The organism is Faecalicatena contorta (assembly GCF_022835095.1).
Taxonomy (GTDB): domain Bacteria; phylum Bacillota; class Clostridia; order Lachnospirales; family Lachnospiraceae; genus Faecalicatena; species Faecalicatena contorta.
This window is the reverse complement of the sequence record NZ_BQNQ01000001.1, coordinates 3227162-3252233: the sequence shown is the minus strand read 5'-3', so window position 1 is coordinate 3252233 and position 25072 is coordinate 3227162. Positions and strand designations below refer to the sequence as shown.

Here is a 25072-nt window from a genome sequence, read left to right as displayed (position 1 = left end):
GCGTGGAATTAGTAGACAGGGACAACATTTCTGAATATCATATTAAAAAAGGTGTTTTCATGAAATGGGTAAAGCAGACTGTTGGATATTGGTGCCCGGATATCATTACTAATAAGTACCTGGGACAGGGTGTGCGCGCAGCGGTACTGGATACCGGAATCACGCTTCACCCTGATTTTGATAGAAGAATTATTGGTTTTCGCGATTTTGTTAATCATAAAGATAAAATATATGATGATGGTAAGCACGGAACGCATGTTTCTGGAATCCTTGCCGGGAGCGGGAGGCTGTCCTCGGGGGTATACGCCGGGATGGCACCGCGGGCGGAGATTCTGGTAGGAAAGGTACTGGATCATACGGGGAACGGCTCGGTGGAGGATGTTCTTGAGGGAATTGACTGGCTGCTTATGATCCACAAAAGGGTGAAACTCCGCATTGTGAATATCTCTGTGGGAACACAGCCGGGAGTGGAGAGAGCACAGGAACAAAGACTTGTGGATGCTGTGGAAGCGCTTTGGGATGAAGGGCTTGTGGTGGTCGTCTCAGCAGGAAATTATGGACCGGGCGCGGGGACAGTCGCCGTTCCGGGTACCAGCAGGAAAGTGATAACCGTAGGGGCAGTGGGGGAGAAAAGATCGATCGTTGCGGGGCGCGGCGGCAGAGAATGGAATTATTCGGGGAACGGCCCTACGGATGCTTGCGTTATTAAGCCGGATTTGCTGGCGCCTGGGACGAATATCCTGAGCTGTAACGGAGATTATACCAACCGCTGGCAGAAGCCATATGTCACAAAAAGCGGCACCTCGATGGCAACGCCTGTGGTGTCGGGAGCGATCGCCTGCATGCTGTCAAAATTTCCGGATATGACCAATGTGGAGGTAAAGCTTAAGCTACGTGAGTCCTGTGTCAGAAATGAGTGCTCGGCACAGGGCTGGGGGATGCTCAACGTAGGAAAACTGCTTACGATGTAATTTGCTGGAATACAGTTTGGAAAAACAAGTTTAAAAGCGGATAAAAAAATAAGGCAGGTGTCAAGAAAAAATACTTGACACCCGCCCTGCTTTTTAGTATGATAACAAAGGTGATGATTGTGAATGAGATTTTGGAACAGGCGTTGTTATATGATTTTTATGGTGAACTACTCACGGATCACCAAAAAGAGATTTATGGGCAGTTTGTGCTGGAAGATTTGTCATTAAGCGAGATTGCGCAGTCTGAAGGGATCAGCAGACAGGGTGTCCACGACCTGGTCAGGCGCTGCCAGAAGATTCTGGAAGGGTACGAGAGCAAGCTGCATCTTGTTGAGAAGTTTCTTTCTGTAAAAAAGATGGTGCAGGAGATTAATGATGTGCTTGACTCTTACGAGAGTCGAGATGTGGAGCCGGAAGTAATGGCTGAGAGAATCCGGAGAATTTCGGATACTATTATAGAGGAGTTATAGAATGGCATTTGACAGTTTAACTGAAAAGCTTCAAAACGTATTTAAAAACCTCCGCAGTAAGGGACGGCTTACGGAAGACGATGTGAAGACGGCCCTGAAGGAAGTAAAGATGGCGCTTCTGGAAGCAGACGTCAATTTTAAGGTAGTTAAGGGATTTGTCAAAGATGTACAGGAACGCGCGGTCGGGCAGGACGTGATGAACGGACTGAATCCGGGCCAGATGGTTATTAAGATCGTAAACGAAGAGATGGTCAAGCTGATGGGATCCGAGACGACGGAGATACAGCTGCAGCCGGGCAGTGCGATCACGGTGATTATGATGGCGGGCCTTCAGGGAGCCGGTAAGACGACGACTACAGCTAAGCTGGCCGGAAAGTACAAGTTAAAGGGCAAGAAACCGCTGCTTGTGGCATGCGATGTATATAGGCCGGCAGCAATCAAGCAGTTACAGATAAATGGAGAGAAGCAGGGTGTGGAAGTATTTTCCATGGGGGATAAGAACAAGCCTGCGGACATTGCAAAGGCCGCTTATGAACACGCGGTAAAGAATGGCAACAACATTGTGATACTGGATACCGCCGGACGTCTTCACATTGATGAAGATATGATGGGGGAGCTTCAGGAGATTAAGGAGACAGTCACAGTGCATCAGACGATCCTGGTCGTGGATGCAATGACCGGACAGGATGCGGTGAATGTTGCCGGAAGTTTTCATGAAAAGATCGGAATTGACGGAGTCATTGTTACGAAGCTGGACGGTGACACCCGGGGCGGTGCGGCGCTGTCAATCAAAGCCGTAACCGGAAGGCCGATTTTATATGTAGGTATGGGAGAAAAACTTTCCGACCTGGAACAGTTTTATCCGGACCGAATGGCTTCCCGTATTTTGGGTATGGGGGATGTCCTGACTCTGATTGAAAAAGCAGGGGCGGAGATAGACGAAGAAAAAGCCAAAAAGATGACAGAGAAGATGAAGAAGGCCCAGTTTGATTTTGATGATTATCTGGAAAGCATGAGCCAGATGAAAAAGATGGGCGGTCTGTCAAGCGTCATGAGCATGATGCCGGGACTCGGCGGCATGAACTCGAAGCTGCCGGATTTGGATTCCGAGGAAAATGACAAGAAAATGGCCCGGATGGAGGCTATGATCCATTCCATGACACTGGAGGAACGCAGCAACCCGGATCTGTTAAATCCATCCAGAAAGCACCGAATAGCCAGAGGCGCCGGCGTGAATATATCAGAAGTGAACCGTATGGTGAAGCAGTTCAATGAGGCAAGGAAGATGATGAAGAAACTTCCGGGCATGATGGGCGGCAAAGGTGGTAAGAAAGGCAAGTTTAGGCTTCCTTTTTAACACATAAATTAACAAAAAAGAAAAAATAATAAGAAGAGGTGAAAAAAATGGCAGTAAAAATCAGATTAAAAAGAATGGGACAGAAGAAGGCTCCTTTCTATAGAATCGTAGTTGCAGATTCCAGATCTCCAAGAGATGGTAAGTTCATCGAGGAAATCGGAACATATGATCCGAACCTGGAGCCAAGCGGAATCAAGGTAGACGAGGAAGCAGCTAAGAAGTGGTTAAACAACGGAGCTCAGCCTACAGAAGTAGTAGGAAAAATCTTGAAAGCAGCAGGCATTGAGAAATAAGCTGTTCCGCGGAGGTGGCTTAGATGAAAGAATTAGTTGAAGTAATTGCGAAAGCATTAGTAGACGAACCGGACAGCGTTGTTGTGACTGAAAGACAGGACGGCAGGACTACTGTGTTAGAAGTTCGTGTCGCTGACGGCGATATGGGCAAGGTTATTGGAAAACAGGGCCGTATTGCAAAGGCGATCCGTTCTGTAGTGAAGGCAGCTGCTGCCAAGGAAGATAAGAGAGTTGTTGTTGATATTATACAATAGCAGAATTTAAGGGGGACAGCCTTCATGCGCCAGCATAAAGAGACTGCCCCTTTCCTTTTATCTGTAAAATGGCGGGTGTCTGACTCATTTTATGGAGACTGGACGGGATGCCGTCTTATGTGAAGTTAAATTAAGAAAACAGATACAGGAGAAGAATATGGAACAGTTCTTACAGGTAGGGGTGATTTCCTCTACTCATGGAATCCGCGGGGAAGTCAAGGTGTTCCCGACGACAGACGACGCGGCTAGATTTAAAAGTTTAAAACAGGTGATACTTGATACGGGAAAAGAACACATTCTCATGGAGATACAGGGCGTAAAGTTTTTTAAGCAGTTCGTCATTGTAAAGTTTAAGGGAATTGATGATATAAATGATGTAGAAAAATACAAAGGAAAAAGTCTGCTTGTGTCCCGGGAGGATGCGGTCAGCCTGGAGGAGGGCGAATACTATATCGCGGATCTGATCGGTATGAAGGTGTATACGGAGGACGGTGAGTTCGGTGTGCTGAAGGATGTAATCGAGACCGGAGCGAACGAAGTCTATGTGGTAGAGTCACCGGAACATGGAGAGGTGCTGATTCCGGCGATTCACGACTGCATACTGGATGTGAATGTGGAGGAACAGACGATGAAGGTGCATCTGCTGGAGGGGCTAATATCATGAATTTTCATATACTGACTTTATTCCCGGAAATGGTGATGGACGGGTTGAATACAAGCATAATAGGGCGGGCTGTGAATAACGGCCTGCTGTCAATTGAGGCCGTAAATATCCGGGATTATGCATTTAATAAACACCAGAGCGTGGATGATTATCCTTACGGGGGAGGGGCCGGCATGCTGATGCAGGCAGAGCCGGTGTATCAGGCGTACCAATCTATCGCCGGGAGGCTGGAGAGGCAGCCCAGGGTGATCTATCTTTCACCGCAGGGTAAGACTTTCGATCAGAAGATGGCAGAGGAACTGGCGCAGGAACATGAACTGGTGCTGCTCTGCGGACATTATGAGGGGATCGACGAGAGGGTGCTGGAAGAGATTGTGACGGATTATGTCTCCATCGGGGATTATGTGCTAACCGGGGGAGAACTTCCCGCTATGGTCATGGTGGATGCGATATCACGGCTGGTTCCGGGAGTTCTGCACAATGATGTGTCGGCGGAATTTGAATCCTTTCAGGATAACCTGCTGGAATATCCGCAGTACTCAAGGCCGGAGGAATGGCATGGGAAAAAAGTGCCGGAGGTGCTGCTTTCCGGGCATCATGCAAATATTGAAAAGTGGCGGCGGGAACAAGCTGTATTGAGGACCAGGGAACGGCGGCCGGATCTGCTGGAGAAGAGGGGCGGATTGTAAAGAGGGATATCTGTGTGCATTTTATGATGCTTTCACAGATATCCCATTCCTTAATATTGGCAGAGCTTTCCTAAAATCAGGATTTAATAAGTAAACAACTGAGTCCAGTAGTTAGTTCCGGAGGCGTTCTGATAGAGCCCTACCCCAATTGTGGTGTAATTCTTATTGAGTATATTGGCTCTGTGTCCGTCACTGTTCATCCAGCCGTTCATAACCTGCTCAGGAGTTTTCTGTCCCCAGGCAATGTTCTCGCCGGAACCTCGGTAGGTGACGCCCTGCTGTGTTAATGCAGTGCTGAAGGAACTGCCGTCCGGTCGTGTGTGTGAAAATGAAGTTTCGATTTCTTTCGCACGGATCTGAGCGGCTGCCTGTACAGACACGTCTGCTTTGACAGGAGAAAGACCGGCTTTGGCGCGTTCTTGGTTTACCAGATTTACGACCTGCTGGATAAATGCGTTATCGTTCTCGTCAACATCCGGCTGTTCGGGAGTTTCCGGTTGATTATTGTCCGGAAGCTCCGGGGTGCCAGGCTGGTTTCCGTCCGGAAGTTCCGGGTTCTCCGGCTGGTTTCCGTCCGGAAGTTCCGGGTTCTCCGGCTGATTGTTATCCGGATTCTCCGGCTGTCCCGGGAGTCCTGGGATGATGCAGTCAAGCCAGTCCGGGATGGTGCAGTCATATCCTAGTGCTTCAAGTTTTTGTTTGAGCTCCTCTGTGCTGTTCAGAGGACCTGCAATATAGATTCCTTTGGACTGAAGAACCTGTCTGGTTTCTTCTATGGATGCCGCCTGTACTGTAAGGGGCGTGAATCCTGCTGTTCCTATGGCTGCAGCGGTGAGCAGAGCCGGTAATATCTTATGTTTCATGAATATGTACCTCCTAAAATGTTGTTTAATTGTTACAAAAATATTACGAAATGATCGTACCATGAAAAAAAGAAGAAATATACAGGTAACATCTGGAATGTCTGCAGCTTCTATGGTAAACGATATTCAAATGTGCTGCTGCAAGAAGGTATAATTGGGCAAAGGCCTTTAGATAGGCTGAGTAATGCGTAACAGTTCAGGCAAGCCTAAACTGTTACGAGTAACGGGAAAAAGAGACGAAAAAAGGCTTGAAACTTATAGGAAAGTATGGTAAAATACAACAGTTGTGAAATGAAAAGCGATGGTCCTCTGATGCAATAACAGACTTGCTGGTATCGGATATTTAATTGCAGAGCATCCGCACGGAAGTGTGTGTGCTGTGTGATAGGAGTGATGATAGGAACATGTAAGCAGGCATTAAGAACGTCTAAATATTAAGGAGGTCACACAATGAACGATATTATTAAAAGTATTGAAGCAGAGCAGTTAAAAGAGAATGTACCGGAGTTTAATGTAGGTGATACCGTTAAAGTATATGCCAAGATTAAAGAGGGTAACCGTGAAAGAATCCAGGTTTTTGAGGGAACAGTTCTGAAGAAACAGGGTGGAAGCACAAGAGCTACTTTCACAGTAAGAAAGAACTCCAACGGAATCGGCGTTGAAAAGACTTGGCCGTTACACTCACCAAACGTTGAAAAAGTAGAAGTTGTACGTAAAGGTAAAGTAAGAAGAGCGAAACTGAACTACTTGAGAGACCGCGTTGGTAAGAGAGCGAAGGTAAAAGAATTAGTAAAATAGTAACTATGAGAGGGACAAGTACAACATGTATATTGTCCCTTTTATATATCATGAAGATATTCAGTGATTTTTTACTGCAGACAGTTTATAGGGGAAGAATATGCGGGATTTAAACTTTCGGAAAAAGCGCCGGAGACAGGCGAATCAGAAGCGCAGGCGGAAAAAGAAACAAGAGCTGAAGTTTGACACCGGCAGGCCGGAACTCAGATTCCGGAGAGAAAAGACCCAGGCACAGAAGCAGAACAGGGGAGAGATTGCGAACTGGATCGTGCAGATTATCATAGTCTGCGCTATAGCTTTTATGCTCGTCTGGTTTTTTGGACAGCGGGTCAGCAATGCAGGGGACTCCATGAAGCCTGTTTTAAAGAATGGAGATGTTGTTCTGGTAAACAGGCTTGTTTATAATGCAAGCAAACCAAAACGCGGCGATATTGTTGCGTTTAAGCCAAACGGAAACGAAAATACTCATTATTCTATTAAAAGGATTGTAGGGCTTCCGGGGGAAACCGTGCAGATTAAAGACGGAAAAGTCTATATTAATGAGGAAGAAGTGACACAGCATATTTTTGCAGAGGATATAGAGGAGGCAGGAATCGCCGATGAGCCGCTGCAGCTGGGCGGGGATGAATATTTTGTGATGGGCGATAACCATGCCGGCAGCGATGACAGCCGGATGGCAGACATCGGTAATGTAAAACGAAGCGAAATCTTTGGGAAGGTCTGGTTCGTGGCAAGTCCGGGCCCGGATTTTGGCTTTGTCAGGAGATAGAGGAGGAGTACAGATGCATTTTCAGTGGTACCCGGGTCATATGACCAAGGCAAAACGCATGATGCAGGAAAATATAAAGCTGATAGACCTTGTCATTGAGCTGGTGGACGCCAGAATTCCGGTGAGCAGCAGAAATCCCGAAATCGATGATCTGGGAAAGAACAAGGCCAGGCTGATACTGCTGAACAAATCGGATTTAGCAGAGGACAAGTGGAATGATGCGTGGGCGGAATATTTTAAGGGAAAAGGTTATTCCGTAGTAAAGGTGAATTCCAAAAAAGGCGGAGGGATTAAGTCCATACAGGGTGTAATCCAGGAGGCCTGCAAAGAGAAGATAGAAAGAGACAGGAAACGGGGAATATTGAACCGTCCCGTCCGGGCAATGGTAGTGGGGATTCCGAATGTTGGAAAATCTACTTTTATTAATGCGCTTGCAGGGAAGGCCTGTACGAAGACCGGTAATAAACCCGGCGTAACAAAGGGAAAGCAGTGGATCAGGCTCAATAAAAATGTGGAGCTTCTGGATACTCCGGGAATACTCTGGCCCAAATTTGAGGATCAGACCGTGGGGCTTCGGCTGGCATTTATCGGATCTATTAAAGATGAGATACTCAACACAGAGGAACTGGCCATGGAATTAATTGGCTTTTTGAAGCAGTCCTATCCCGGAATTCTGAAGGAAAAATATCAGATTGAGGAATCAGAGGATGATTTTGCCTGCCTGAGAAATATAGCAGAGAGCAGGCACTGTCTGGTAAAAGGAAGCGAGCTGGACACGGAAAAAGCCGCCCGTCTTATGATGGATGATTTCCGCAATGGCAGGCTGGGAAAAATAACACTTGAATTTCCTCAGGATTATGCATAATATAGAAAGAGACGCCAGAAAGAAGGTTAAGATATGGACCAGGAAAGAAGCATCATAAGAGAACTGCTTGGCTGGATCGTGTATATATTGATTATTGTTGGGCTGACCTATGTGATTATTACATTTGTTGGTCAGCGCACACGTGTCAGCGGCTCTTCTATGGAGACGACGCTGTCGGACGGAGATAATCTGATTGTGGATAAGATCTCATTCCGCTTTCGAGAACCAAAGAGATATGAAATCATCGTATTCCCTTATCAGTATGAGGAGGATACATACTATATAAAACGGATCATCGGACTGCCGGGAGAGACTGTGCAGGTGATGGGAGGCCGTGTGTATGTTGACGGGGAAGAACTTGATGAACACTATGGAAACGAAGAGATGCTGGATCCGGGAATTGCGGAGAATCCGATCACTTTGGGTGAAGATGAGTATTTTGTACTGGGAGATAACCGGAACCACAGTGCGGACAGCCGTGACGCCAGTGTGGGAGTCCTGCACAGAAAAGATCTGCTGGGAAGGGCCTGGATTCGCATTTGGCCATTAGACAGGTTCGGGGTGATCAAACATGAGTAACAGTATCCGCAGTATTAAATTAGAGTTTGAACAGGCAAAGTCCCGTGAATTATCGGTACTATACGAAAAATATGAGGGGGATTCCCGCAGCGGGGTACAGAATCTGATTGCCAGGTATAAAAAACAGGAAGCAAAGCTGAAGGAAGAACGATTCCGCCTGGAGCAGATGAGATGCTATGAAAAGAAGTATCAGGAACATATATTTATCTGCGGCATTGACGAGGTGGGCAGAGGACCTCTGGCAGGCCCGGTTGTAGCGGGAGCAGTGATCCTTCCCAAGGATTGTGAAATCTTATATATCAACGATTCTAAAAAGCTTTCAGCGAAAAAGAGAGAAGAGCTTTATGACGAGATTCTTGATAAAGCGGTGGCCACTGGGATCGGGATGGCCAGCCCCGCAACCATTGATAAAATCAATATACTCCAGGCTACATACGAAGCCATGCGCATAGCGGTGCAGGAGCTGAAAACGGCTCCCACGCTTCTCTTGAATGACGCGGTTACCATACCGGGAATCACGCTTCCCCAGGTACCGATCATCAAGGGGGATGCCAAAAGCGTTTCAATCGCAGCGGCAAGTATTATCGCCAAAGTGACCAGAGACCGGCTGATGGCAGAATACGACAAGATACTGCCCGGTTACGGGTTCGCAGAGAATAAGGGATATGGCTCTGCGGCTCATATCGAGGCTTTGAAAAAATTGGGACCGACACCAATCCATCGTGTATCTTTTATAAAAAACTTTGTTTCCGAATAAGATTTGTGGTGTTTTCTGGGTACAGGATGAAATGCCATACCGCAAATACAGACGGTATGGCAGGTGTTGGCAATAGGGTGTGGAATCATTACGATGCATGGTTCATAGGCCGTGAATAGTAACGGGAAATCGCAGTAGAAACAGAATATGAAATATGCAGAAAAGCAGAATAACAGGAGAACCGGCACGAACTATGAAAAGGCGGTCGGATACTATTTGGAGCAGCAGGGATATGTGATTCTGGAATATAATTACCGCTGCCACATCGGAGAGATTGATCTGATTGCAAGAGACGGGGAATATCTCGTCTTCTGTGAGGTGAAATACCGCCGGGATTCAGGGAAGGGCAGCCCTCTGGAGGCGGTAGGCCCAAAGAAGCAGAGGGTGATTTACCGGTGTGCTTCCCATTATCTGATGGTGCACGGCCTTACGGAGATACCGTGCAGGTTTGATGTGATCGGGATTGAAAGAGGCAGGATATCGCACATCCGGGATGCTTTTTGCGGATGACAGAAAGGGAGTATATGAGCTTAGGACTGCAGTATAAAGATCAGAAAAAGATTTTTCAAGAGATAGAGACGGATACTCCATATTTGGAATATCCGTTGTTTCAAAATACGGGGATAGTGAAACATGGATTTTCAACCAGACTGGGGGGCGTCAGTGAGGGGTGCTATTCTTCGTTGAATTTGAGCTTTACCAGAGGGGATAAAGAAGAATCTGTGAGGGAAAACTTCAGGAGGATCGGGGAGGCTATGGGCATAAAATGTGAAAACATGGTATTCACCCAGCAGACTCATACCGCAAATGTCCGCGTGGTTACCGAAGCAGACAGGGGAATGGGGATAACCCGGGAGAGAAGTTATACGGATGTGGATGGACTTGTGACAAACGTTCCCGGTTTATGCCTGGTTACGTTTTTTGCGGACTGCGTGCCGCTGTACTTTGTGGATCCGGTGAAGAAGGCGGTGGGCTTAAGCCACTCCGGATGGAGAGGAACTGTATCCAAGATTGGAAAAGTGACTGTAGAATTGATGCGGGAACAGTACGGCTCCAATCCTTCGGATATTCTGGCGGCGGTAGGGCCGTCGATCTGCCAGGAATGTTATGAAGTAAGCGAAGATGTGATTGAACAGTTTAAACTGCATTATAAAGAGGAATTCTGGGGAGAGTTATTTTACAGGAAAGAAAACGGCAGATATCAGTTGAATCTGTGGAGGGCAAATGAGCTGGTCTTTCTTGAGGCGGGGATAAAACAGGAACATATTGCGGTGACAAATCTGTGTACACACTGCAACAGTGAAATCTTATATTCCCACAGAACGGCAGGAGATAAGCGGGGAAACCTGTGTGCTTTTCTGGCCCTGAGGGAAACGACAGAATAAGGAGGCTTGAATATGATATTAGCGGCATCTGATTTAAAATCGGCGGAGGAAGTGGCGGCAGAGGTGACAGGGGAAGTGAACCGAGTGGCTGAGTATTTCCAGGAACATCTTCCGGCGCTGATCGGATTTGGGATAAGAGTGGTTCTGGCATTTGTATTCTTTCTGGCAGGACGTGTGGTGATCCGGTGGATTCAAAGGATTGTGAAACATTCGCTGCAGCGTACCAGCGCCGACCAGGGCGTCATCCAGTTTGTAGATTCTCTGTTAAAATTCAGCTTATATGCGCTGCTGATTTTTACGATTGCTACAAAGCTGGGCGTGGAATCATCTTCTGTAGCGGCACTGATTGCTTCTGCCGGTGTCGCAATCGGCCTGGCGCTGCAGGGCAGTTTGTCCAACTTTGCGGGAGGCGTGTTGATCCTGCTGCTGAAGCCCTTTGTGGTAGGAGATTATATAATTGAGGACACAGGGAAAAACGAGGGAACCGTAAAGGAGATTCAGATATTTTATACAAAGCTGTCCACCGTTGATAATAAGACGATTGTTATTCCAAACGGTACGCTTGCGAACAGCAGCCTGACAAATGTTACCGCCAGGCCGGAGCGGCAGCTGGATCTGAAAGTAGGGATTGCCTATCATGCCGATCTGAAAAAGGCGAAAGCGCTGCTTGAAGAGCTGCTGACAAAGGATGACGCGATTATGCAGGATGAGGATATCAAGGTGTTTGTGGATTCTCTGGCGGACAGCGCGGTGATTCTGGGTCTGCGTGCGTGGGTAAAAACAGATGAGTTCTGGCCCACGAAATGGCGGCTGCTAGAGGAGATTAAGCTGGCCTTTGACAGAGAAGGAATTGAGATACCATATAATCAGCTGACGGTGCATATGTACGGGGAAGAAAAGTAGAGGAGCTGAACGATCCACACATAATGGGCAGACATTTCCCGGTAATCTGACAATCAGACTGATGTGGGAAAATGCTTATGGTTATCTGCAAAAAGGGCAGACGCATAATGTAGTGACTTCGGGAGTCGGCGTGTTCGGGCCTTATATGAGAGTGGGGACTAAAGCGGAGATTTGTGCGGTGAGAGTTGGGTTTAACGGATGAGGGGCATGGATCAGTATAAAAGGCAGGTTATTCTTTCAGCAGCTTTTAAAACTTGGTATGGAAGCTGTTGAGAAGAGCCTGCCTTTTTGTTTTCATTTCTTATGATAAGCCGAACAGTATCATGCTATATAATTAATTACTGTAATTCCAGCAGCTTGTCAGATATTTTCTGTGTAAATTCATTCTGCTGAGTTGCAGTTAACTTATCAGATGTTCGGATAACTATCGTGCCTAATACGGTATGTGAACCAGGATTAAGCATGCCTGCACCGTCAAAAGCGGATAAATAAGTGTTCCTTTTTTCCGCATGAGCGTGTGAAGAAAAGTCTGTAAATGCTGATCTTCTATGATAACAGGTGGGCTGAAAGTTCTTAGTTGGGCTTTCAGCCCTTGGTTTATATATAACAGCACATGCTGTTGCATGTCAAGAGCAGGCGGAAAAATCCGCCTGTAGCAGATTGCTTAAAAGGACTTATTCTGGTAGCCGCCCCTCATACATGATGCTTAGCTCTCCATAGACCTGACCCCAGTTTCTGATAGGCATTGACCATTTCTTTGTAGCTTCAAATGTAGACAGGTACAACGCTTTCAAAAGAGCTGTATCGCTTGGAAATACACTTCTCTGACGGTTTAGCTTGCGGTAGGTGGCATTCAAGCTCTCAATGGCGTTGGTCGTGTAAATGACCTTTCTGACCACTGCTGAAAACTTGAAAATCGGGGAAAGGGCATCCCAGTTCTGCTTCCAGCTTCTCATGGAATTGGGATATTTTTCGCTCCATTTTTCAGTGACACGTTCCAGGGCTTCTAGCGCTTTCTCCTCCGTTGCTGCATGATAGATGGTCTTAAGATCTGCACAAAATGGCTTTCTGTCTTTGTCTGACACATATTTCATTGTATTACGAACCTGGTGCACGATACAGCGCTGATATTCCGTCTTTGGATATGCAGCTGCGATTGCTTCTTTGATACCGGTCAGCCCGTCAGCACAGATAATCAAAATGTCTTTTACTCCCCGGTTTTTCAGGCCATTCAAAACAGACAGCCAGTATTTGGAACTTTCATTTTCACCAACCTCTATGGTCAGGACTTCTTTCCGTCCATCCTGATTAATCCCGAGAATCACATAAGCCGCAAGTTTGCGGATGACACCATTATCACGGACGGAGTAGTGGATGGCATCAATGTAGAGCACCGGATATACCTCTGAAAGAGGACGGTTCTGCCAGTCCTCAATCTGAGGCATGATCTTATCGGTAACATCGGAGATAAAGCCTTCTGAAGCCTTAAAGCCGTAAATATCCTCCAGTGTATCAGAAATCTGCCGTGTGGTCATGCCTTTGGCATACATAGAGATGATCTTTTGGTCAATATCAGAGATATCCTTCTGCCGTTTTTTGACTACCTGTGGTTCGAAAGTGGACTTCCGATCCTGAGGAATCTGGAGATCCATGCTGCCATAGCTGCTGTTAATACGCTTGGATTTGTAGCCATTGCGGTAATCGTCATTGTCAGAACGTTCTGACTTTCCATAGCCCAGGTGTTCATCCATCTCTGTTTCCATCATTTCTTTGATGGTACCGCCAAGCAGATCCTTCAGGGCATCCTGAATGTCTTCTGCTGACTGGATATCGTATTCCTGCAGAAGCTGATGAATAATGTTTCGCTTTCCATCTGTCATTTGTACTTTGTGTACCGGTTTCTTTTCTCTCGCCATAATAAAAGGCCTCCTATGATTTTTTATTTTATCATAGAAGACCACATAAATCCTTATTTACAGAAACTTTTTCACATGCTCCTATTCCTGCTGACGCAAGTATCTTATTTAGTTACATATTTCTATTTCCACCATAAAATATCCTTCCATTCTCAAGATTATACTTATAAGCGCAGGCAGTTGCATAAAGTTTATTTACATGAACACACTTTTTGGCATTAGAACATTCCATGAATTTACTGCAGCATCCGAAGCTTCTCACTCTGGAATGATAGTTTTTTAAACAGTACAGCACATTTTCTTTTATATACTCAAAGACTGTTCGATCAGAAAAATCAAAGATAACATGTCGGAATGTCTTATCTGACGGCACGGCCTTCAGCTTTCCGGTATGCGGCAGAGGTATATTTTCAAATTGCAGATTCCTTATAAGCAGTTCTATGGCATCATTCATCTGAATATTCATTACGACGAAGTTCTTTCCAGGATTCACGCAGTCATCTTTTACCGGAGGGTATTCGGGCTCGTATATGCAGATGGACTTTGACATTTCCTCCTTTGATGTGGTCGATAGATTTGCATACAGATGCAGAGAGTTCAATGGAAGCTCTTTTTCCTGGATAATGGATAAAAGCATCTGATTAAGTTCTGCTTCAAAAGAGGAGACGGCAGCAGAATTATTAGAAATCTCCTCCTTTTCCAGAAGGCTTAACATATCAAACAGTTCCTTCTCACTGCAAATTCTGATATCAGATCCCTTTGCCTGCAATTCCATAGCTTTTTTGATTTTTGAACCATAATTACCGCATGCCCATTGTTCGCTGCCATAGGCGCCGACAATTACATAATCCGTTTTACCCGAAACAGATCCGATGCATCGCCCGCTGTGATCCTCAATGATTTCCTTGATTTCTGACTTGCTGCCGTGTAAAAAATCTCCGGTAAGGCAGAAAGCCATTCCGGCTACAGCATCAACTTTATCATGATAGGATTCTGTTAAAACACTAACATCAATCACACTTGGGAGAGATTCATGTAGTTTGTGGAGCGCCTGGGTTTCTTTTTTTACCAAAGATGTTCTCGCGTTTGAGCGGTCACCGGAGCATTGTAATTGCTTAAGGGTGATGATAGTATCTGGCAGATATTCTTTCATATACTGAAAACATTCGTGTACCATAAGGGAGTCAGACAGTGCTCTGTGCGCAGATTCTGCAATGCAATGGCAGAATGAAGCTAACGCACCGAGTTTGTGACTGCTCAAATCAGGGAGCATCTTTCTGGATAATGTTAGTAGATCTATGTAATAATTATCGATAAACCTTCCTAATAATTTTGCGGTAAACCTGTTCAGGATGTGCATATCAAAACTTGCAATATTATAGCCAATGAGAGGCTTATCACCAATAAAAGCAATGAATTCAGGAAGAACTTTATCCAGTGACGGAGCAGCAGACAACATATTATTGGTAATACCGGTTAAGTTTTCTATCTCTGACGAAATACGGATTCCCGGATGAACTAAACTGCTGAATTCCTCTTTGACTTCATTATTTCGGACAAGAATTCCCGAGATTTCAATGATTTCACATGTTTTTGAGTTACGCCCTGTGGTTTCCAAATCAAAAGAGATGTAGTCTGAAAAATCATATAATTTTTGTTTCATGGCCTGAGTATCCTCTTTAGTCAATACCCACACTGAGAAATACACCACAATGATGTTAAGCATTTGGCTTAACTTTGTTTACCTGATCAATATAAATCAATATAAATTAATAATAGCAGTTGCTGGAAATTAAATCAATAAGAACACCATAATATGGGGATCAGACATTTTCAGGGTTTCCTTCTTAGGCATCCTCCTGTAAAGAAGTATGTATCTCAGCCTTTTTTGATGAGCCAGCTGTATCCTTTTCGCTTTCAAGCTGTTTTATTTTCCTAAGAAGAGCGCTTTCCATCCGGTTAGTAACTTCCAGGTTTTCATTTTCCTTATTATGCAATATTTCTTCCTCTATTATTTGTGCCTGCTTTTCGATTTCCTCTTTTAAGGATAATTTTATTTCATCCATATAACGCACCCCTGTAATAATTATAACGCTATAAGAATAAAAAATATCTGGAAAAATATGGAAATAATCGATCCAACACGATTGATTATTAGTGGTAAGAGTGGTAGTATAGCCTTAACCCCACATCTTTTTATGAGAGGTGAATCATATGCCAGATGGCGGAGGAAAAGCTTTAAAAGAACATATTAAACATATTGCCGATAAAAATAAAGAAACTGAAAAGAACAATAAAAATAAGAAATAGTTTGTAACTTAGGAGCGCTGAATATGATGTGGGGGAGTATAGTCAAGTTACTTGATGAGATTGTTATAGCTGCAATTATTTCAATATTAGGTTTTATATGTGGAAAGACATATAAAAAGATACGGAGCTTTTTTTACAAAAGGGCAATGAGTTTCTCCATAGACGGGCTCTGGTATTCCCGCCATAATAATTTTCAGGGAGAAAATATTATTGAGATCATTCAGTTTAAGCAAAACCGGGAAGATGTCCTATTTAAACTTATACAATACAAAGAACATAAAAAGAACAGATATACATTTCGGGGAAGAGGGGTTTTCACTACGGATGTGGTTTCTTTATTCTATTGTTCAGATAGTAAAGATTTGAGACAAAATGGTGTTATGACTTTGAAAATATCTTCACATGATATAAATGATATATGTATGAAAGGAACCTACTACGAGATAAATTCAGAAAGAGCTAAATCCCAGGGATTCTATCCATTCGGGGCATATGAGGTCTATAAATTAAAAATACCCTTTTTAAAAAGAGGAGATCTCAGATGGAACAGGGGAATATTTTTAAATTATAAAACGGTTGATGAAACTGTAAAAAAGTATGGGGAAACCAAATGAGTTGCAGGAAATGCGGGAAGTGCTGTAGAAGTACGGATTTAGAAAAAAGAATCGTAATCATTTATCCACGTGATCTGATACATATATCAAATGAACTTAACATAAGCAAAAAAGAGTTTATCCACAAGTATTGTGAAAAGGATGATATCCAATGTGAAGGGTATGTTATAAATATCTATATACTAAAAAATATCAATAATCAATGTGTTTTTCTATCTGATAACAATTTATGTGAAATATTTGAACACAGACCGATACAATGCCGGAAGGCGCCTTACAGCTATTTTGCATACGAGGATATATGGGAACATATGCCCTGCTTTGACCTGGATGAAATGTCTAAAAGTAATAGTGCTGAAAATGATGAGGAGCTGGTATTGGAATTATTAAGAGGATATAATATTGAAATCTAAAGTATATATGCTACGGGCTGTTCTTTATTAGACGGCTGAATCAGGAGTATGAAAATAGAATTCCGTTTGCGAAACCCGCGCATGCGACGTTCACACAGCGGTATCTGCTTTTTATGCCGCAGTGCGCATCCCGCAGGGAATATTTTTCCATTCAATAAAAAGCCGCAATCCCGGAGGACGGGGCTGCGGCTTTTTTGAGTTCTTTTCAACTGAAATTTGTTCTTAACGCAGATATTAATTCAAATTTGAAATTGCATAATCTGCTTCTTCGGCTGTGAACTGTTCGCCGTATTCGGAGGTCAGCTGTTCCCTTATAGCTTCAACAGACATAGCCATGGATTCCTGGTAGTCTTTTGCTTTTGCTAATGCATTGGCATTCCAGTCAGCCTTCAAATTATCCATGGCGTATTGAGCTTCTTCTGCCGTGAACTGCTCTCCATTTTCTGAAATAAGCTGGTTATAGATACCTAATTTTGACATATGCATGGTATCACTATAAGACTTCGCCTTTGCCAATGCGTTGGCATTCCAATCAGCATTCAGATTGTCTACGGCATACTGCGCAGCCTCTGCGGGAAACTGCTCACCATATTCGGAAGTAAGCTGGTGATATATTCCCGCTTTAGACATATGCATCATATCGCTGTAACTTGCTGCTTTCGTTAAGGCAGCTTTATACTCAGCCGGAACATCTGGATCGGGTTCTGGTTTCGCTGTGCTGTCTGATTTGGTTTCAGGCGTTTTTGCAGTATCATTTGCAGCGGTCTCATTTTCTTTTTCTGTCGAACTTGTCGTTTTATTCTCCGTATTCTTTGTGTTTTTATTCCCTGCATCCTTTGTCCCAGATCCTGAAATTCCTACGAACATGCATATGATGACTACGATTACTATGGGGACAATGATAGAGATTAAAGCCTTAGTATTCTTACTTCTGAACATGAATAATACATGCAGTGCTCCGAATATAGAGGCTAACACGGCCCATATTCCTAAATCAGAGTAGCTTCCTACATTTGCTGCCGCGAGAAGTGCACCGACAATATAAAATCCTGCAGGAACAAGATACGCTGCTGTTGTTTGCTTTTTCTTTAAGCATATTGTTACGATTCCGGCAATCAACATACATATAGCTAATAAAAATCCTGCAGATCCACTGACTTCACCATTTGAGCTTAAAGCATTTGCAGCTCCTGCAACACATGATTGCAGCGAGACTATTAGAAACAATATAATTGAAATGATTCCTAATACCAAACGGAATGTTTTGAAAGCCGCGCCCTTTGGTGCCGGGGGATTTACTTTTGGATTATTTCCATTATTTTTGTTTATGGTATAGATAAGTTGTTCTGCCTCCTGTTGTACAGGCGGGGTCTCATGAACGGCGGCCTCCTCGGATATTTTTGTTCCGCATTCAGTACAAAACTTTGCTCCTTCTGGAATTTCTGCTCCACATTTGCTGCATTTCATAAATAATTCCTCCCTCTCTTTTCCTTTGTTTGTATTATAGAAAAACACTACAGATTTGTTAATTCTGTTCCATTAAACTTGATAGCGGCTTTTGCCCGTTTAGATGAAAAAACGCTCCCTTCAGGATTCAATTGCCTTATCGGTTCAGATTTTATCATTGGATTAATCATTGACTAAATAAGGCTGGATTGGTCTGCTGATCAGGGAGCGGTTTGTATTTAGTTAGTTGGTGTCAGATCAAATGTTAATTCTTTAGGCGTTCCATATTTGCTTTTGAATTCCTCTTCATTTATCTCTCCCGACACGATTTTACCAAAGTCTTTCCAATAATCTTCGTTGTAGTCCATAAACAAATATGTCGCTATTATCTCATCAAGATTCGCGGAATCATCCGCAAGTAAATAAGCTACGTCATCAATAGAGTCACCGGAGGGAACTTGTATTAAGTCTAAATCTTGTGCCTCAGTCAGGCTTTCCAATTTGAATCCGTCAGGTAATCTGCCTTCCCAGCTCTTAATATAGCCAAAGGCACTGTCAGTTTCGTTCTTAATATTGAACATGATAGAGATTTGTTTTGTATATTCACCGTTCGGATCATTATATGGTTCGACTGAATAATGTTCTGCGGTGATTGTGACCTGATCAATAGTGTAAGAATTTTGAACGTTCTCTTCTTTGTCAGTACTCTTATCTTGAGACTGCTTTGTATCGGAGGTCTCATCGGCCGTTTTGTCTGTTGATTCTGCCGGTTTGTTGCCTCCTGAACAAGCGGTCAGTAAAAGCGCCATTACCATGATTGTTATAACTTTTAGTATTTTGTTTTTCATATGATACCTCCCTTTCCTTTTAACCTTATTTAGAACTTACACGTCCTATTCCATAAAACATTTTCGACTTAATAATTATTCCATTAAAAATAACTTTTCTTTTATATCTAAATTGCTTTTTTTTGTATTGTACCATAGACATATTCAATAAGCAAGGAAAGAAGATTCCGCAAAAGAGAAGATTTAGAAATGTATTTAAAATACTTTCAGTGAATGACTGTTTTCATATGCCGTACATAGATACATTTTCAAAATTGATTTGTCATTATACAAGGCAGCATGAACTCGTTATCAAATGAAAATAGTTAATATACGACACGTTACGTATACTTTTCTAGGAAAGCATGATAATGTAGACATATGGGGGGCGGTCGATATTATGTCAGATATCGGTTTTAGTATACGTAAATTACGGATTCAGAAACACATGACACAACAGCAACTTGCAAGATTTCTGCATATAACAAGGACGACTCTTTCAAATTATGAACGGGGGAAGCGTTTGCCTGATATTTATATGGTTAAGAAGATTGCAGATATTTTTGAGGTTTCAATAGATTCTCTTTTGGAGGGATAGTGGTAAAAAGATGGCGAACTGCAACCATCGTTTTCTTCATGATGAGGCCAGAAAATGAGAAGTACATTTGCTGTGATTCAAATAATGTAATGCCCGGAATCTTCAGGACTCCGGGCTTGAATGTGGTGGGAAAGGAACTATTTTGAGGAGTAGTTCCAATCTTGTACATATACTAACACATTTCATGATGAATATGCAACATTATGTGCCGCTTATCCACTAAAATATTCATTTATCGAAAGAATTTCTGAAAATATTCATAACACGGAGTTTTCTTCTTGATATATATCATCTTTGACATCCGTTTTCAGATGATTGTGATATTCAGCATTTATCTTGAATAGATCTGGTTCCTTATCTATCTTTTCCAATGATATAAAAAAGGCCGCAACCCCTTAAAAACCCCGGGTTTGCGGCCTTTTTTACGAAAGCTGGAAATCGGACTTGAACCGACGACCCCTTCATTACGAGTGTTCTGTCATAGTCCCGCAAACGCCCATTTTAAGCCATTCTTCGGAGAAAAAACTCATTTTGACTAAAATTTGACTAAATTACTTCAAATTTGCTTTTTTGAAAAAAATTTCCGGAAGCAGTGTTTTTGTTAACTATATTTTTCTTCCAGGTATTGATTCAGTTTGTCTTTTGAGTTTGACTCTTCTTTTCTAAGCTCTGCATATATGTCTGTCATAGTCTTTGAATCAGCGTGTCCAAACAGCCGTATAGCCTCCAAAATGTCTATGCCAGAATAATATAGGATGGTAGCATATTCGTGCCGGAAAACGTGCGCTGAGAGACCCTGGCACATATCTATGTCGTATACAAGCTGGTATTTTCCTTTGTCGTTCTTTTCGTAATGGTGTTTGCCGCCGGCAGCAGTATTTATTTTCAGTTTTATCTTTTCAAAGAATCGTCTGTACTGAGTTCTGGACATTACAGCGCCTTGGGAGTTTGGGAAGAGCAGAAGAGTGTTCAATTGCTGCATATATTCTTCCAGAATAGGTTTGAGCGGCGCCAAAATGTCAATGAAGCGTTCTCCGTCTTCGCTTTTTGTGTCCTTTAAGTTGGGACGTTCACCGATGAATTCAATGGCTTTGTTGATCCGGATTTTATCATCGAACAAATCAATGTCTGGTTTTGTTATTGCGAGAATCTCCTGCCGCCGAAGGCCAGCATAGTGAAGTAATCCTACAAAGCAACGTTCCTGGAGAGTAAAATCAGCTTTCTTTATTGCGGCCCGTTCAATCTTTGTTAGAGCACGCTTCTTCTTCCTTTTGCGCTTTGTTATAGTAATATTCCTGGTAGGATTCTTGGAGATAAGCCCATCGTCTATCGCGCATTCAAATATCTGATTGAGGGTGATCTTGTATTCATGCTGCAGATCGGGGCTGCCATTGAGCTTATTATATCCCTCTTGAATCTGGGATTTTTTTATACTGCCTAAAGGGATTGAATCCAGCCCTGCGGTGTGGTTCTTCAGTGTGTTTCTGTATATCCTTTTTCGATTATAGGATTTATCTGTATTTTCAATATACGTCTCAAACCAATGCCACTTGTATTCGCTGAATGTGGTATCCTTGTCGTTGGCATAAGTCCCGTTCAGCAGTTGGGCCTTTACGGCATCCTTGTTGGACTCGAACTCAGCTACGGAATTTCCGTAGACGGAGACGCGTATCTCCTTCCCTGTTTCATCGTCAATGATTCCTGTGGGGATGGTGGTATGGTATCTTCCATCAGCTCTTTTCTTGTATCTTGCCATATTGTATCACTCCTTTTTATAAAATGGCAGAAAAATAGCGTAGTTGACTAAACCACGCTTGGAATGGTACAATATTCTTGTTGGGAGAGTATTGTCGCCATTCGTGGTTGACATGTTCTTCAAATCCGCTCGGTATTGGCGTACTGGGCGGTTTTTTGATATAGAGACAGTTATTTTCTTAGCTTATATTCAGTTTTTGCATCAGCGCTTCCTGCAGCACCTGTGAGAAGTTCACCCCGGCAGCAATTGCTTCCTCGTTCATCCATTCCGGAATACTCAATGTCTTTTTAACTGCCTTTGCGTTATGCTTTTTCTGGTATTCCATCATGTCAAATTCTACGATAACAAAAACCCCGTTATCGGCAGAAAGCCTGGTGATGGAAGAGGGCGCGGGTATTTCCTGCCCTTCTTTTTTCCTGCTGGTTATCGCAAGGCCGAGAGCATCAACCGCCATTTCATAAACTTGTTCCATATTGTTCCCATCTGTGAAGCATTCAGGAAAGTCAGGAAATGATACCCAAAATCCGCCTTCCTCTGCCTCGTGAAAAATTGCTGGATAAAATAATTTACTCATCAGACCGCCTCCGTTTGTTTTGGGCGGCGAGACTATTTAAGTCCCGCCTGTTTTAATATAGCTTGCTCCAATCCCTTTTTAAGGGATCCAGAGTGATAAGGAACGATTACCTGTTTTTCCGTTTCCGGGTTTCTCATTTTAATATGAGATCCGTTTTGGCTTATGCTTTCAAAACCATGTTTTTTGAGATGTTTAATCATCTCTTTAGAAGTCATTGGCATCTTTTGTATCTCCTCTCCTTATCATAGTTATATTATAACACGCAACATTACGTATGTCAATATAAATACGTAATATTACGTAGAAAAGATCCGGTTATCCATTTCTTTCTTTACAATTTCTGGAAACACAGATATAGGAGACACAACGCAGCCTTCGATATCATCAGGATTTAGGTCAACCGAAGGAGCCGGTAGTTCTTCGTGATCCTTTTCCATCCCATATACGTGAAGTTCCAGTGCTTCTGCGGCCTGTTTCTGAGCCTCATCAATTGTAGTGCCGAAACTGATGCATCCCGGAAGGTCGGGATAGTAAACGCTATATCCATCCTTTGTGGGTTCCATAACTGCTAAATAGGTTATTTTACGCATATATTTTCACTCCTTTTTGGTTAGCGGCCATTGAGAGAGGTTTATGGTATTAATTTTGCAACATTGATGGTGAAATCATCATAGATGCAGACATTAATATCTTCATCAAAAGTATACAGATTGGACTCTTTTTCCTTCTCAAAATCATATACCATGACGGTGCGTTTCTGCGGATCCACGATCCAATATTCCCGGACTCCGGCAGTGCGGTATTTGAATAACTTCACACCGTAATCCATCTGTGGATTAGACGGTGATGTTATCTCTATTACCCAGTCGGGCGCTCCGCTACAGCCTTTGTCTGTGAGCTTGTCTTTATCGCATATAACGCTTATATCCGGCTCCACGTAATTTTCATCGTCTCCATTGAGAAATACCGCAAATGGGGCAGGATAGACCTCACAGGAGCCTTTTTTAGAAGCAATATGATTATAGATGGCATTGTTGATTCCGTTGAGTATTTTCTGGTGCTGCCTATTGGGTGGTGCCATCATGTACATCTGCCCGTTTATCAGCTCGGCCCTTTGACCTTCCGGCAGGGCGTAGATATCATCGATGGTATAAATTCGTTGTTGTGCTAGTGCCATAGTACGTACCTCCTTCTTCTATTTTTATACTGTTATCGTTACACCAAATCGTCGACAGCATCCCAAAAATCCACCTCATTTACTATAGTGAGAGTCTGTCCGGCTTTCCTACGATTTACAGCGTCCTCAATTTTTCTGCCGTAACAAGAAAATGCCCAGCATGGATTACCGTCATTGCCAACTATAAGGTATCTGGTCTTATTCGTAATGCTATTATTGAATTTACCACCAAGTGACGTAATTAGATCGGCTATCTCTTTTCTTTTAGCTCTCAATGACTGTCCTGTAAAACAAAACTGATTTCCGTCAAATTCAATTTCCTGGCATATAGCGCAAATTCCGCTTATGCTGTAGTGTTTCCTCAGAGTTTCAATTTCTTTGCTATTAAGATTATAGGAAGACTTGAGGTCAATAAAATTACTCAAAAATGCTTTTAGCATATTCCGTTCATCTTCAGTTACGATCCCATCGTTTAGTATAGAAAGAAGCAGACTTTCAATCTCATCGAAGGGATAACACCCAGTCAAATAGTCATTTGATGAAATCCAGGTATTCAGTGTACGGATCTCTTCATCTGTGATCACGCCGTCAGCAAGTATTCCGTGTATCATCCCATTTAGAAATTGCAGAGAAGAAGTCACCAGGTTATAATAGTCAGAATCTGATACAAAATTATTACACAACCACACAATATCACTTGATTCATCGGCGGTAAGAACACCGTCTTTATATGCTGACTCAATAAGCGGAATCAATTCTTTAAAAGGGTGGCGGTCGATTAAATGCGCATGACACAGACACCAGTGGCTTAATTCGTTTACCTCATCTTCACTTATTTTGTAATCCGTTGTAATGCCGGCGACAATTCCTTTTAAAGTGTTTATTGCTTTGTGAAGTTCTGCTGGGGAAGTATATTTCCTATATTCTTCCAATTCTTGTAGATTACTCATAAAGTTCCTCCCTTTTCTCTGCATACCAAGAAAACACCACGTTTATGTTTGGCCTATTAGCTTAACATCATTTTACTTTTCCCAAAACTTTCCCAATACATTGTATGGTTTCAGTTCCCGGAATTTCATCGTATTTCGGATTGTGAGATATTAGCCCATTTTCTCCAGTTTCTTTAATGAAACATTCCCCGTTGACCATAAAAATACCTATGTCACCAATTTCTACAACTTGCATCTTTTCCACATACACTTTGTCACCGTCGTGGAATGTCGGTTCCATGCTATCTCCTTTTACACCTATTACAAAATCAGCCTTTTCTGATAGTTCATTCACTGGTACTTCTATAGTGTCAGTAGGAAGATCCGCGAAAATGTATTCACCTGTCCCTGCAGAGGCAAGTTCATGATAATAGGCCATAAAATATGTCGGCCGTGGTAGTGCATCGTGCTCTGCTGTTTCCAATGACAATAGATTTTCTAAATACGTTGTTGCCTTCTGCTTTCCTATATCCGACAATTTCCGGAATGAGATTATTAATTCTGATTCATCTGCTGTCTCGCAATGCACGTTATATAGAGTGATACTGGCCGAGGACTCCCACCCCATGAGATACGAAGGAGTGGTGCGAAGAGCAAAAGCGAGGGATTCAATTTTATCAGATGGAATATTTGAAATAACTCCGCTTTCATATTTTTGGATTGTCTGACGGCTGACACCTACGAATTTCGCTACTTCCTCAAGCGTAAGATCTAATTCGTCCCTTTTGGCTTTTATTCTATCTCCTAAATTCATTAAGGAATCCTCCTTTTTCTTGTTTATAATCGAATTATAACATATTTCACCTAATAAGCAACAAAAAATGAAAAAAAGTTT

General features: G+C 43.0%; 31 protein-coding genes and 1 pseudogene. 19 read left to right on the top strand and 13 right to left on the bottom strand.

The window, feature by feature from the left end:
* Positions 1-59: 59 nt before the first annotated feature.
* The 7 genes from MWG26_RS14630 (at position 60) to trmD (ending at position 4698) form a co-directional block, all read left to right on the top strand.
* Positions 60-971 (top strand): S8 family peptidase, encoded by a 912-nt coding sequence (locus MWG26_RS14630; protein ID WP_025656899.1) that lies wholly within the window; start codon positions 60-62, stop codon positions 969-971.
* 98 nt (positions 972-1069) lie between these two features.
* Positions 1070-1441, top strand: a complete 372-nt coding sequence (ylxM, locus tag MWG26_RS14625) for a YlxM family DNA-binding protein (protein ID WP_025656900.1) — start codon at positions 1070-1072, stop codon at positions 1439-1441.
* Position 1442: 1 nt separating this feature from the next.
* Complete coding sequence (gene ffh / locus MWG26_RS14620; protein ID WP_025656901.1) at positions 1443-2798, top strand: signal recognition particle protein; 1356 nt, start codon at positions 1443-1445, stop codon at positions 2796-2798.
* Positions 2799-2845: 47 nt separating this feature from the next.
* On the top strand, positions 2846-3091 hold the full coding sequence (rpsP, locus tag MWG26_RS14615) for a 30S ribosomal protein S16 (RefSeq protein WP_009003357.1): 246 nt from the start codon (positions 2846-2848) through the stop codon (positions 3089-3091).
* A 23-nt stretch (positions 3092-3114) separates the two neighbouring features.
* A complete protein-coding gene (locus MWG26_RS14610) occupies positions 3115-3345 on the top strand; it encodes a KH domain-containing protein (protein ID WP_025656902.1) in 231 nt (76 codons plus the stop codon).
* A 157-nt stretch (positions 3346-3502) separates the two neighbouring features.
* The gene (gene rimM / locus MWG26_RS14605) at positions 3503-4009 is read left to right on the top strand and encodes a ribosome maturation factor RimM (RefSeq protein WP_025656903.1); all 507 of its coding nucleotides are present in this window, start codon (positions 3503-3505) and stop codon (positions 4007-4009) included.
* Entirely contained in the window at positions 4006-4698 is a 693-nt protein-coding gene (trmD, locus tag MWG26_RS14600; RefSeq protein ID WP_044927210.1) for a tRNA (guanosine(37)-N1)-methyltransferase TrmD, read from the top strand. The genes rimM and trmD overlap by 4 nt, the downstream gene beginning before the upstream one ends.
* Before the next feature lie 83 nt (positions 4699-4781).
* Here trmD and MWG26_RS14595 read toward each other — a convergent pair whose 3' ends face one another.
* Positions 4782-5561, bottom strand: a complete 780-nt coding sequence (locus MWG26_RS14595) for a CAP domain-containing protein (RefSeq protein ID WP_025656904.1) — start codon at positions 5559-5561, stop codon at positions 4782-4784.
* Positions 5562-6011: 450 nt separating this feature from the next.
* Between MWG26_RS14595 and rplS the strand changes: the two genes are divergently transcribed.
* From rplS to MWG26_RS14550, 9 genes and pseudogenes are all read left to right on the top strand, one after another.
* Entirely contained in the window at positions 6012-6359 is a 348-nt protein-coding gene (rplS, locus tag MWG26_RS14590; protein ID WP_025656905.1) for a 50S ribosomal protein L19, read from the top strand.
* A gap of 100 nt (positions 6360-6459) precedes the next feature.
* Positions 6460-7128 (top strand): signal peptidase I, encoded by a 669-nt coding sequence (gene lepB / locus MWG26_RS14585; protein WP_025656906.1) that lies wholly within the window; start codon positions 6460-6462, stop codon positions 7126-7128.
* 13 nt (positions 7129-7141) lie between these two features.
* The gene (ylqF, locus tag MWG26_RS14580; protein ID WP_025656907.1) at positions 7142-7993 is read left to right on the top strand and encodes a ribosome biogenesis GTPase YlqF; all 852 of its coding nucleotides are present in this window, start codon (positions 7142-7144) and stop codon (positions 7991-7993) included.
* 33 nt (positions 7994-8026) lie between these two features.
* A complete protein-coding gene (gene lepB / locus MWG26_RS14575; RefSeq protein WP_025656908.1) occupies positions 8027-8572 on the top strand; it encodes a signal peptidase I in 546 nt (181 codons plus the stop codon).
* A complete protein-coding gene (locus MWG26_RS14570) occupies positions 8565-9329 on the top strand; it encodes a ribonuclease HII (protein WP_025656909.1) in 765 nt (254 codons plus the stop codon). The genes lepB (MWG26_RS14575) and MWG26_RS14570 overlap by 8 nt, the downstream gene beginning before the upstream one ends.
* A 147-nt stretch (positions 9330-9476) precedes the next feature.
* Positions 9477-9839, top strand: a complete 363-nt coding sequence (locus MWG26_RS14565) for a YraN family protein (protein WP_025656910.1) — start codon at positions 9477-9479, stop codon at positions 9837-9839.
* 14 nt (positions 9840-9853) lie between these two features.
* Entirely contained in the window at positions 9854-10714 is an 861-nt protein-coding gene (pgeF, locus tag MWG26_RS14560; protein ID WP_025656911.1) for a peptidoglycan editing factor PgeF, read from the top strand.
* A 12-nt stretch (positions 10715-10726) separates the two neighbouring features.
* Positions 10727-11617, top strand: coding sequence for a mechanosensitive ion channel family protein (locus MWG26_RS14555; RefSeq protein ID WP_025656912.1), 891 nt, complete (start codon positions 10727-10729; stop codon positions 11615-11617).
* Between the two features lie 16 nt (positions 11618-11633).
* A pseudogene (locus tag MWG26_RS14550) lies at positions 11634-11819 on the top strand (metallophosphoesterase); the annotation flags it as partial.
* Positions 11820-12291: 472 nt separating this feature from the next.
* Here MWG26_RS14550 and MWG26_RS14545 read toward each other — a convergent pair.
* The 3 genes from MWG26_RS14545 to MWG26_RS14535 form a co-directional block, all read right to left on the bottom strand.
* A complete protein-coding gene (locus MWG26_RS14545) occupies positions 12292-13533 on the bottom strand; it encodes an IS256 family transposase (RefSeq protein WP_117441395.1) in 1242 nt (413 codons plus the stop codon).
* A 112-nt stretch (positions 13534-13645) separates the two neighbouring features.
* A complete protein-coding gene (locus MWG26_RS14540) occupies positions 13646-15196 on the bottom strand; it encodes an exonuclease domain-containing protein (RefSeq protein ID WP_025656913.1) in 1551 nt (516 codons plus the stop codon).
* Positions 15197-15380: 184 nt separating this feature from the next.
* Positions 15381-15599: a hypothetical protein gene (locus MWG26_RS14535; RefSeq protein WP_025656914.1), complete on the bottom strand. Its 219-nt coding sequence runs from the start codon at positions 15597-15599 to the stop codon at positions 15381-15383.
* A gap of 267 nt (positions 15600-15866) precedes the next feature.
* Here MWG26_RS14535 and MWG26_RS14530 point away from each other — a divergent pair, with 267 nt between their 5' ends.
* Together MWG26_RS14530 and MWG26_RS14525 are read left to right on the top strand one after the other, a co-directional pair.
* Positions 15867-16457 (top strand): hypothetical protein, encoded by a 591-nt coding sequence (locus MWG26_RS14530; RefSeq protein WP_025656915.1) that lies wholly within the window; start codon positions 15867-15869, stop codon positions 16455-16457.
* Positions 16454-16870 carry a YkgJ family cysteine cluster protein gene (locus MWG26_RS14525; RefSeq protein WP_025656916.1) on the top strand — a complete coding sequence of 139 codons (417 nt, stop codon included), beginning with the start codon at positions 16454-16456 and terminating at the stop codon, positions 16868-16870. The genes MWG26_RS14530 and MWG26_RS14525 overlap by 4 nt, the downstream gene beginning before the upstream one ends.
* A 234-nt stretch (positions 16871-17104) precedes the next feature.
* On the opposite strand, the gene MWG26_RS14520 is transcribed toward MWG26_RS14525, so the two are convergent.
* Positions 17105-18337, bottom strand: a complete 1233-nt coding sequence (locus tag MWG26_RS14520) for an Ltp family lipoprotein (protein WP_025656917.1) — start codon at positions 18335-18337, stop codon at positions 17105-17107.
* Positions 18338-18555: 218 nt separating this feature from the next.
* Positions 18556-19164 carry a hypothetical protein gene (locus tag MWG26_RS14515; protein ID WP_025656918.1) on the bottom strand — a complete coding sequence of 203 codons (609 nt, stop codon included), beginning with the start codon at positions 19162-19164 and terminating at the stop codon, positions 18556-18558.
* 295 nt (positions 19165-19459) lie between these two features.
* Here MWG26_RS14515 and MWG26_RS14510 point away from each other — a divergent pair, with 295 nt between their 5' ends.
* The gene (locus MWG26_RS14510) at positions 19460-19741 is read left to right on the top strand and encodes a helix-turn-helix domain-containing protein (protein ID WP_244062748.1); all 282 of its coding nucleotides are present in this window, start codon (positions 19460-19462) and stop codon (positions 19739-19741) included.
* A 601-nt stretch (positions 19742-20342) separates the two neighbouring features.
* Here the strand turns inward: MWG26_RS14510 and MWG26_RS14505 are convergent.
* The 7 genes from MWG26_RS14505 to MWG26_RS14475 all read right to left on the bottom strand — a co-directional run bounded on the left by MWG26_RS14505 (position 20343) and on the right by MWG26_RS14475 (position 24991).
* The gene (locus MWG26_RS14505; RefSeq protein ID WP_153920158.1) at positions 20343-21497 is read right to left on the bottom strand and encodes a tyrosine-type recombinase/integrase; all 1155 of its coding nucleotides are present in this window, start codon (positions 21495-21497) and stop codon (positions 20343-20345) included.
* A gap of 178 nt (positions 21498-21675) precedes the next feature.
* The gene (locus tag MWG26_RS14500; protein ID WP_153920160.1) at positions 21676-22071 is read right to left on the bottom strand and encodes a type II toxin-antitoxin system HicB family antitoxin; all 396 of its coding nucleotides are present in this window, start codon (positions 22069-22071) and stop codon (positions 21676-21678) included.
* A gap of 32 nt (positions 22072-22103) precedes the next feature.
* Positions 22104-22292 (bottom strand): type II toxin-antitoxin system HicA family toxin, encoded by a 189-nt coding sequence (locus tag MWG26_RS14495; RefSeq protein WP_055152136.1) that lies wholly within the window; start codon positions 22290-22292, stop codon positions 22104-22106.
* A 75-nt stretch (positions 22293-22367) separates the two neighbouring features.
* Positions 22368-22661 carry a type II toxin-antitoxin system HicB family antitoxin gene (locus tag MWG26_RS14490; RefSeq protein WP_153920162.1) on the bottom strand — a complete coding sequence of 98 codons (294 nt, stop codon included), beginning with the start codon at positions 22659-22661 and terminating at the stop codon, positions 22368-22370.
* Positions 22662-22702: 41 nt separating this feature from the next.
* The gene (locus tag MWG26_RS14485; protein WP_153920165.1) at positions 22703-23248 is read right to left on the bottom strand and encodes a Uma2 family endonuclease; all 546 of its coding nucleotides are present in this window, start codon (positions 23246-23248) and stop codon (positions 22703-22705) included.
* Between the two features lie 38 nt (positions 23249-23286).
* On the bottom strand, positions 23287-24198 hold the full coding sequence (locus MWG26_RS14480) for a BRCT domain-containing protein (RefSeq protein ID WP_153920166.1): 912 nt from the start codon (positions 24196-24198) through the stop codon (positions 23287-23289).
* Between the two features lie 67 nt (positions 24199-24265).
* Positions 24266-24991, bottom strand: a complete 726-nt coding sequence (locus MWG26_RS14475; protein WP_055152141.1) for an XRE family transcriptional regulator — start codon at positions 24989-24991, stop codon at positions 24266-24268.
* Between the last annotated feature and the right edge of the window lie 81 nt (positions 24992-25072).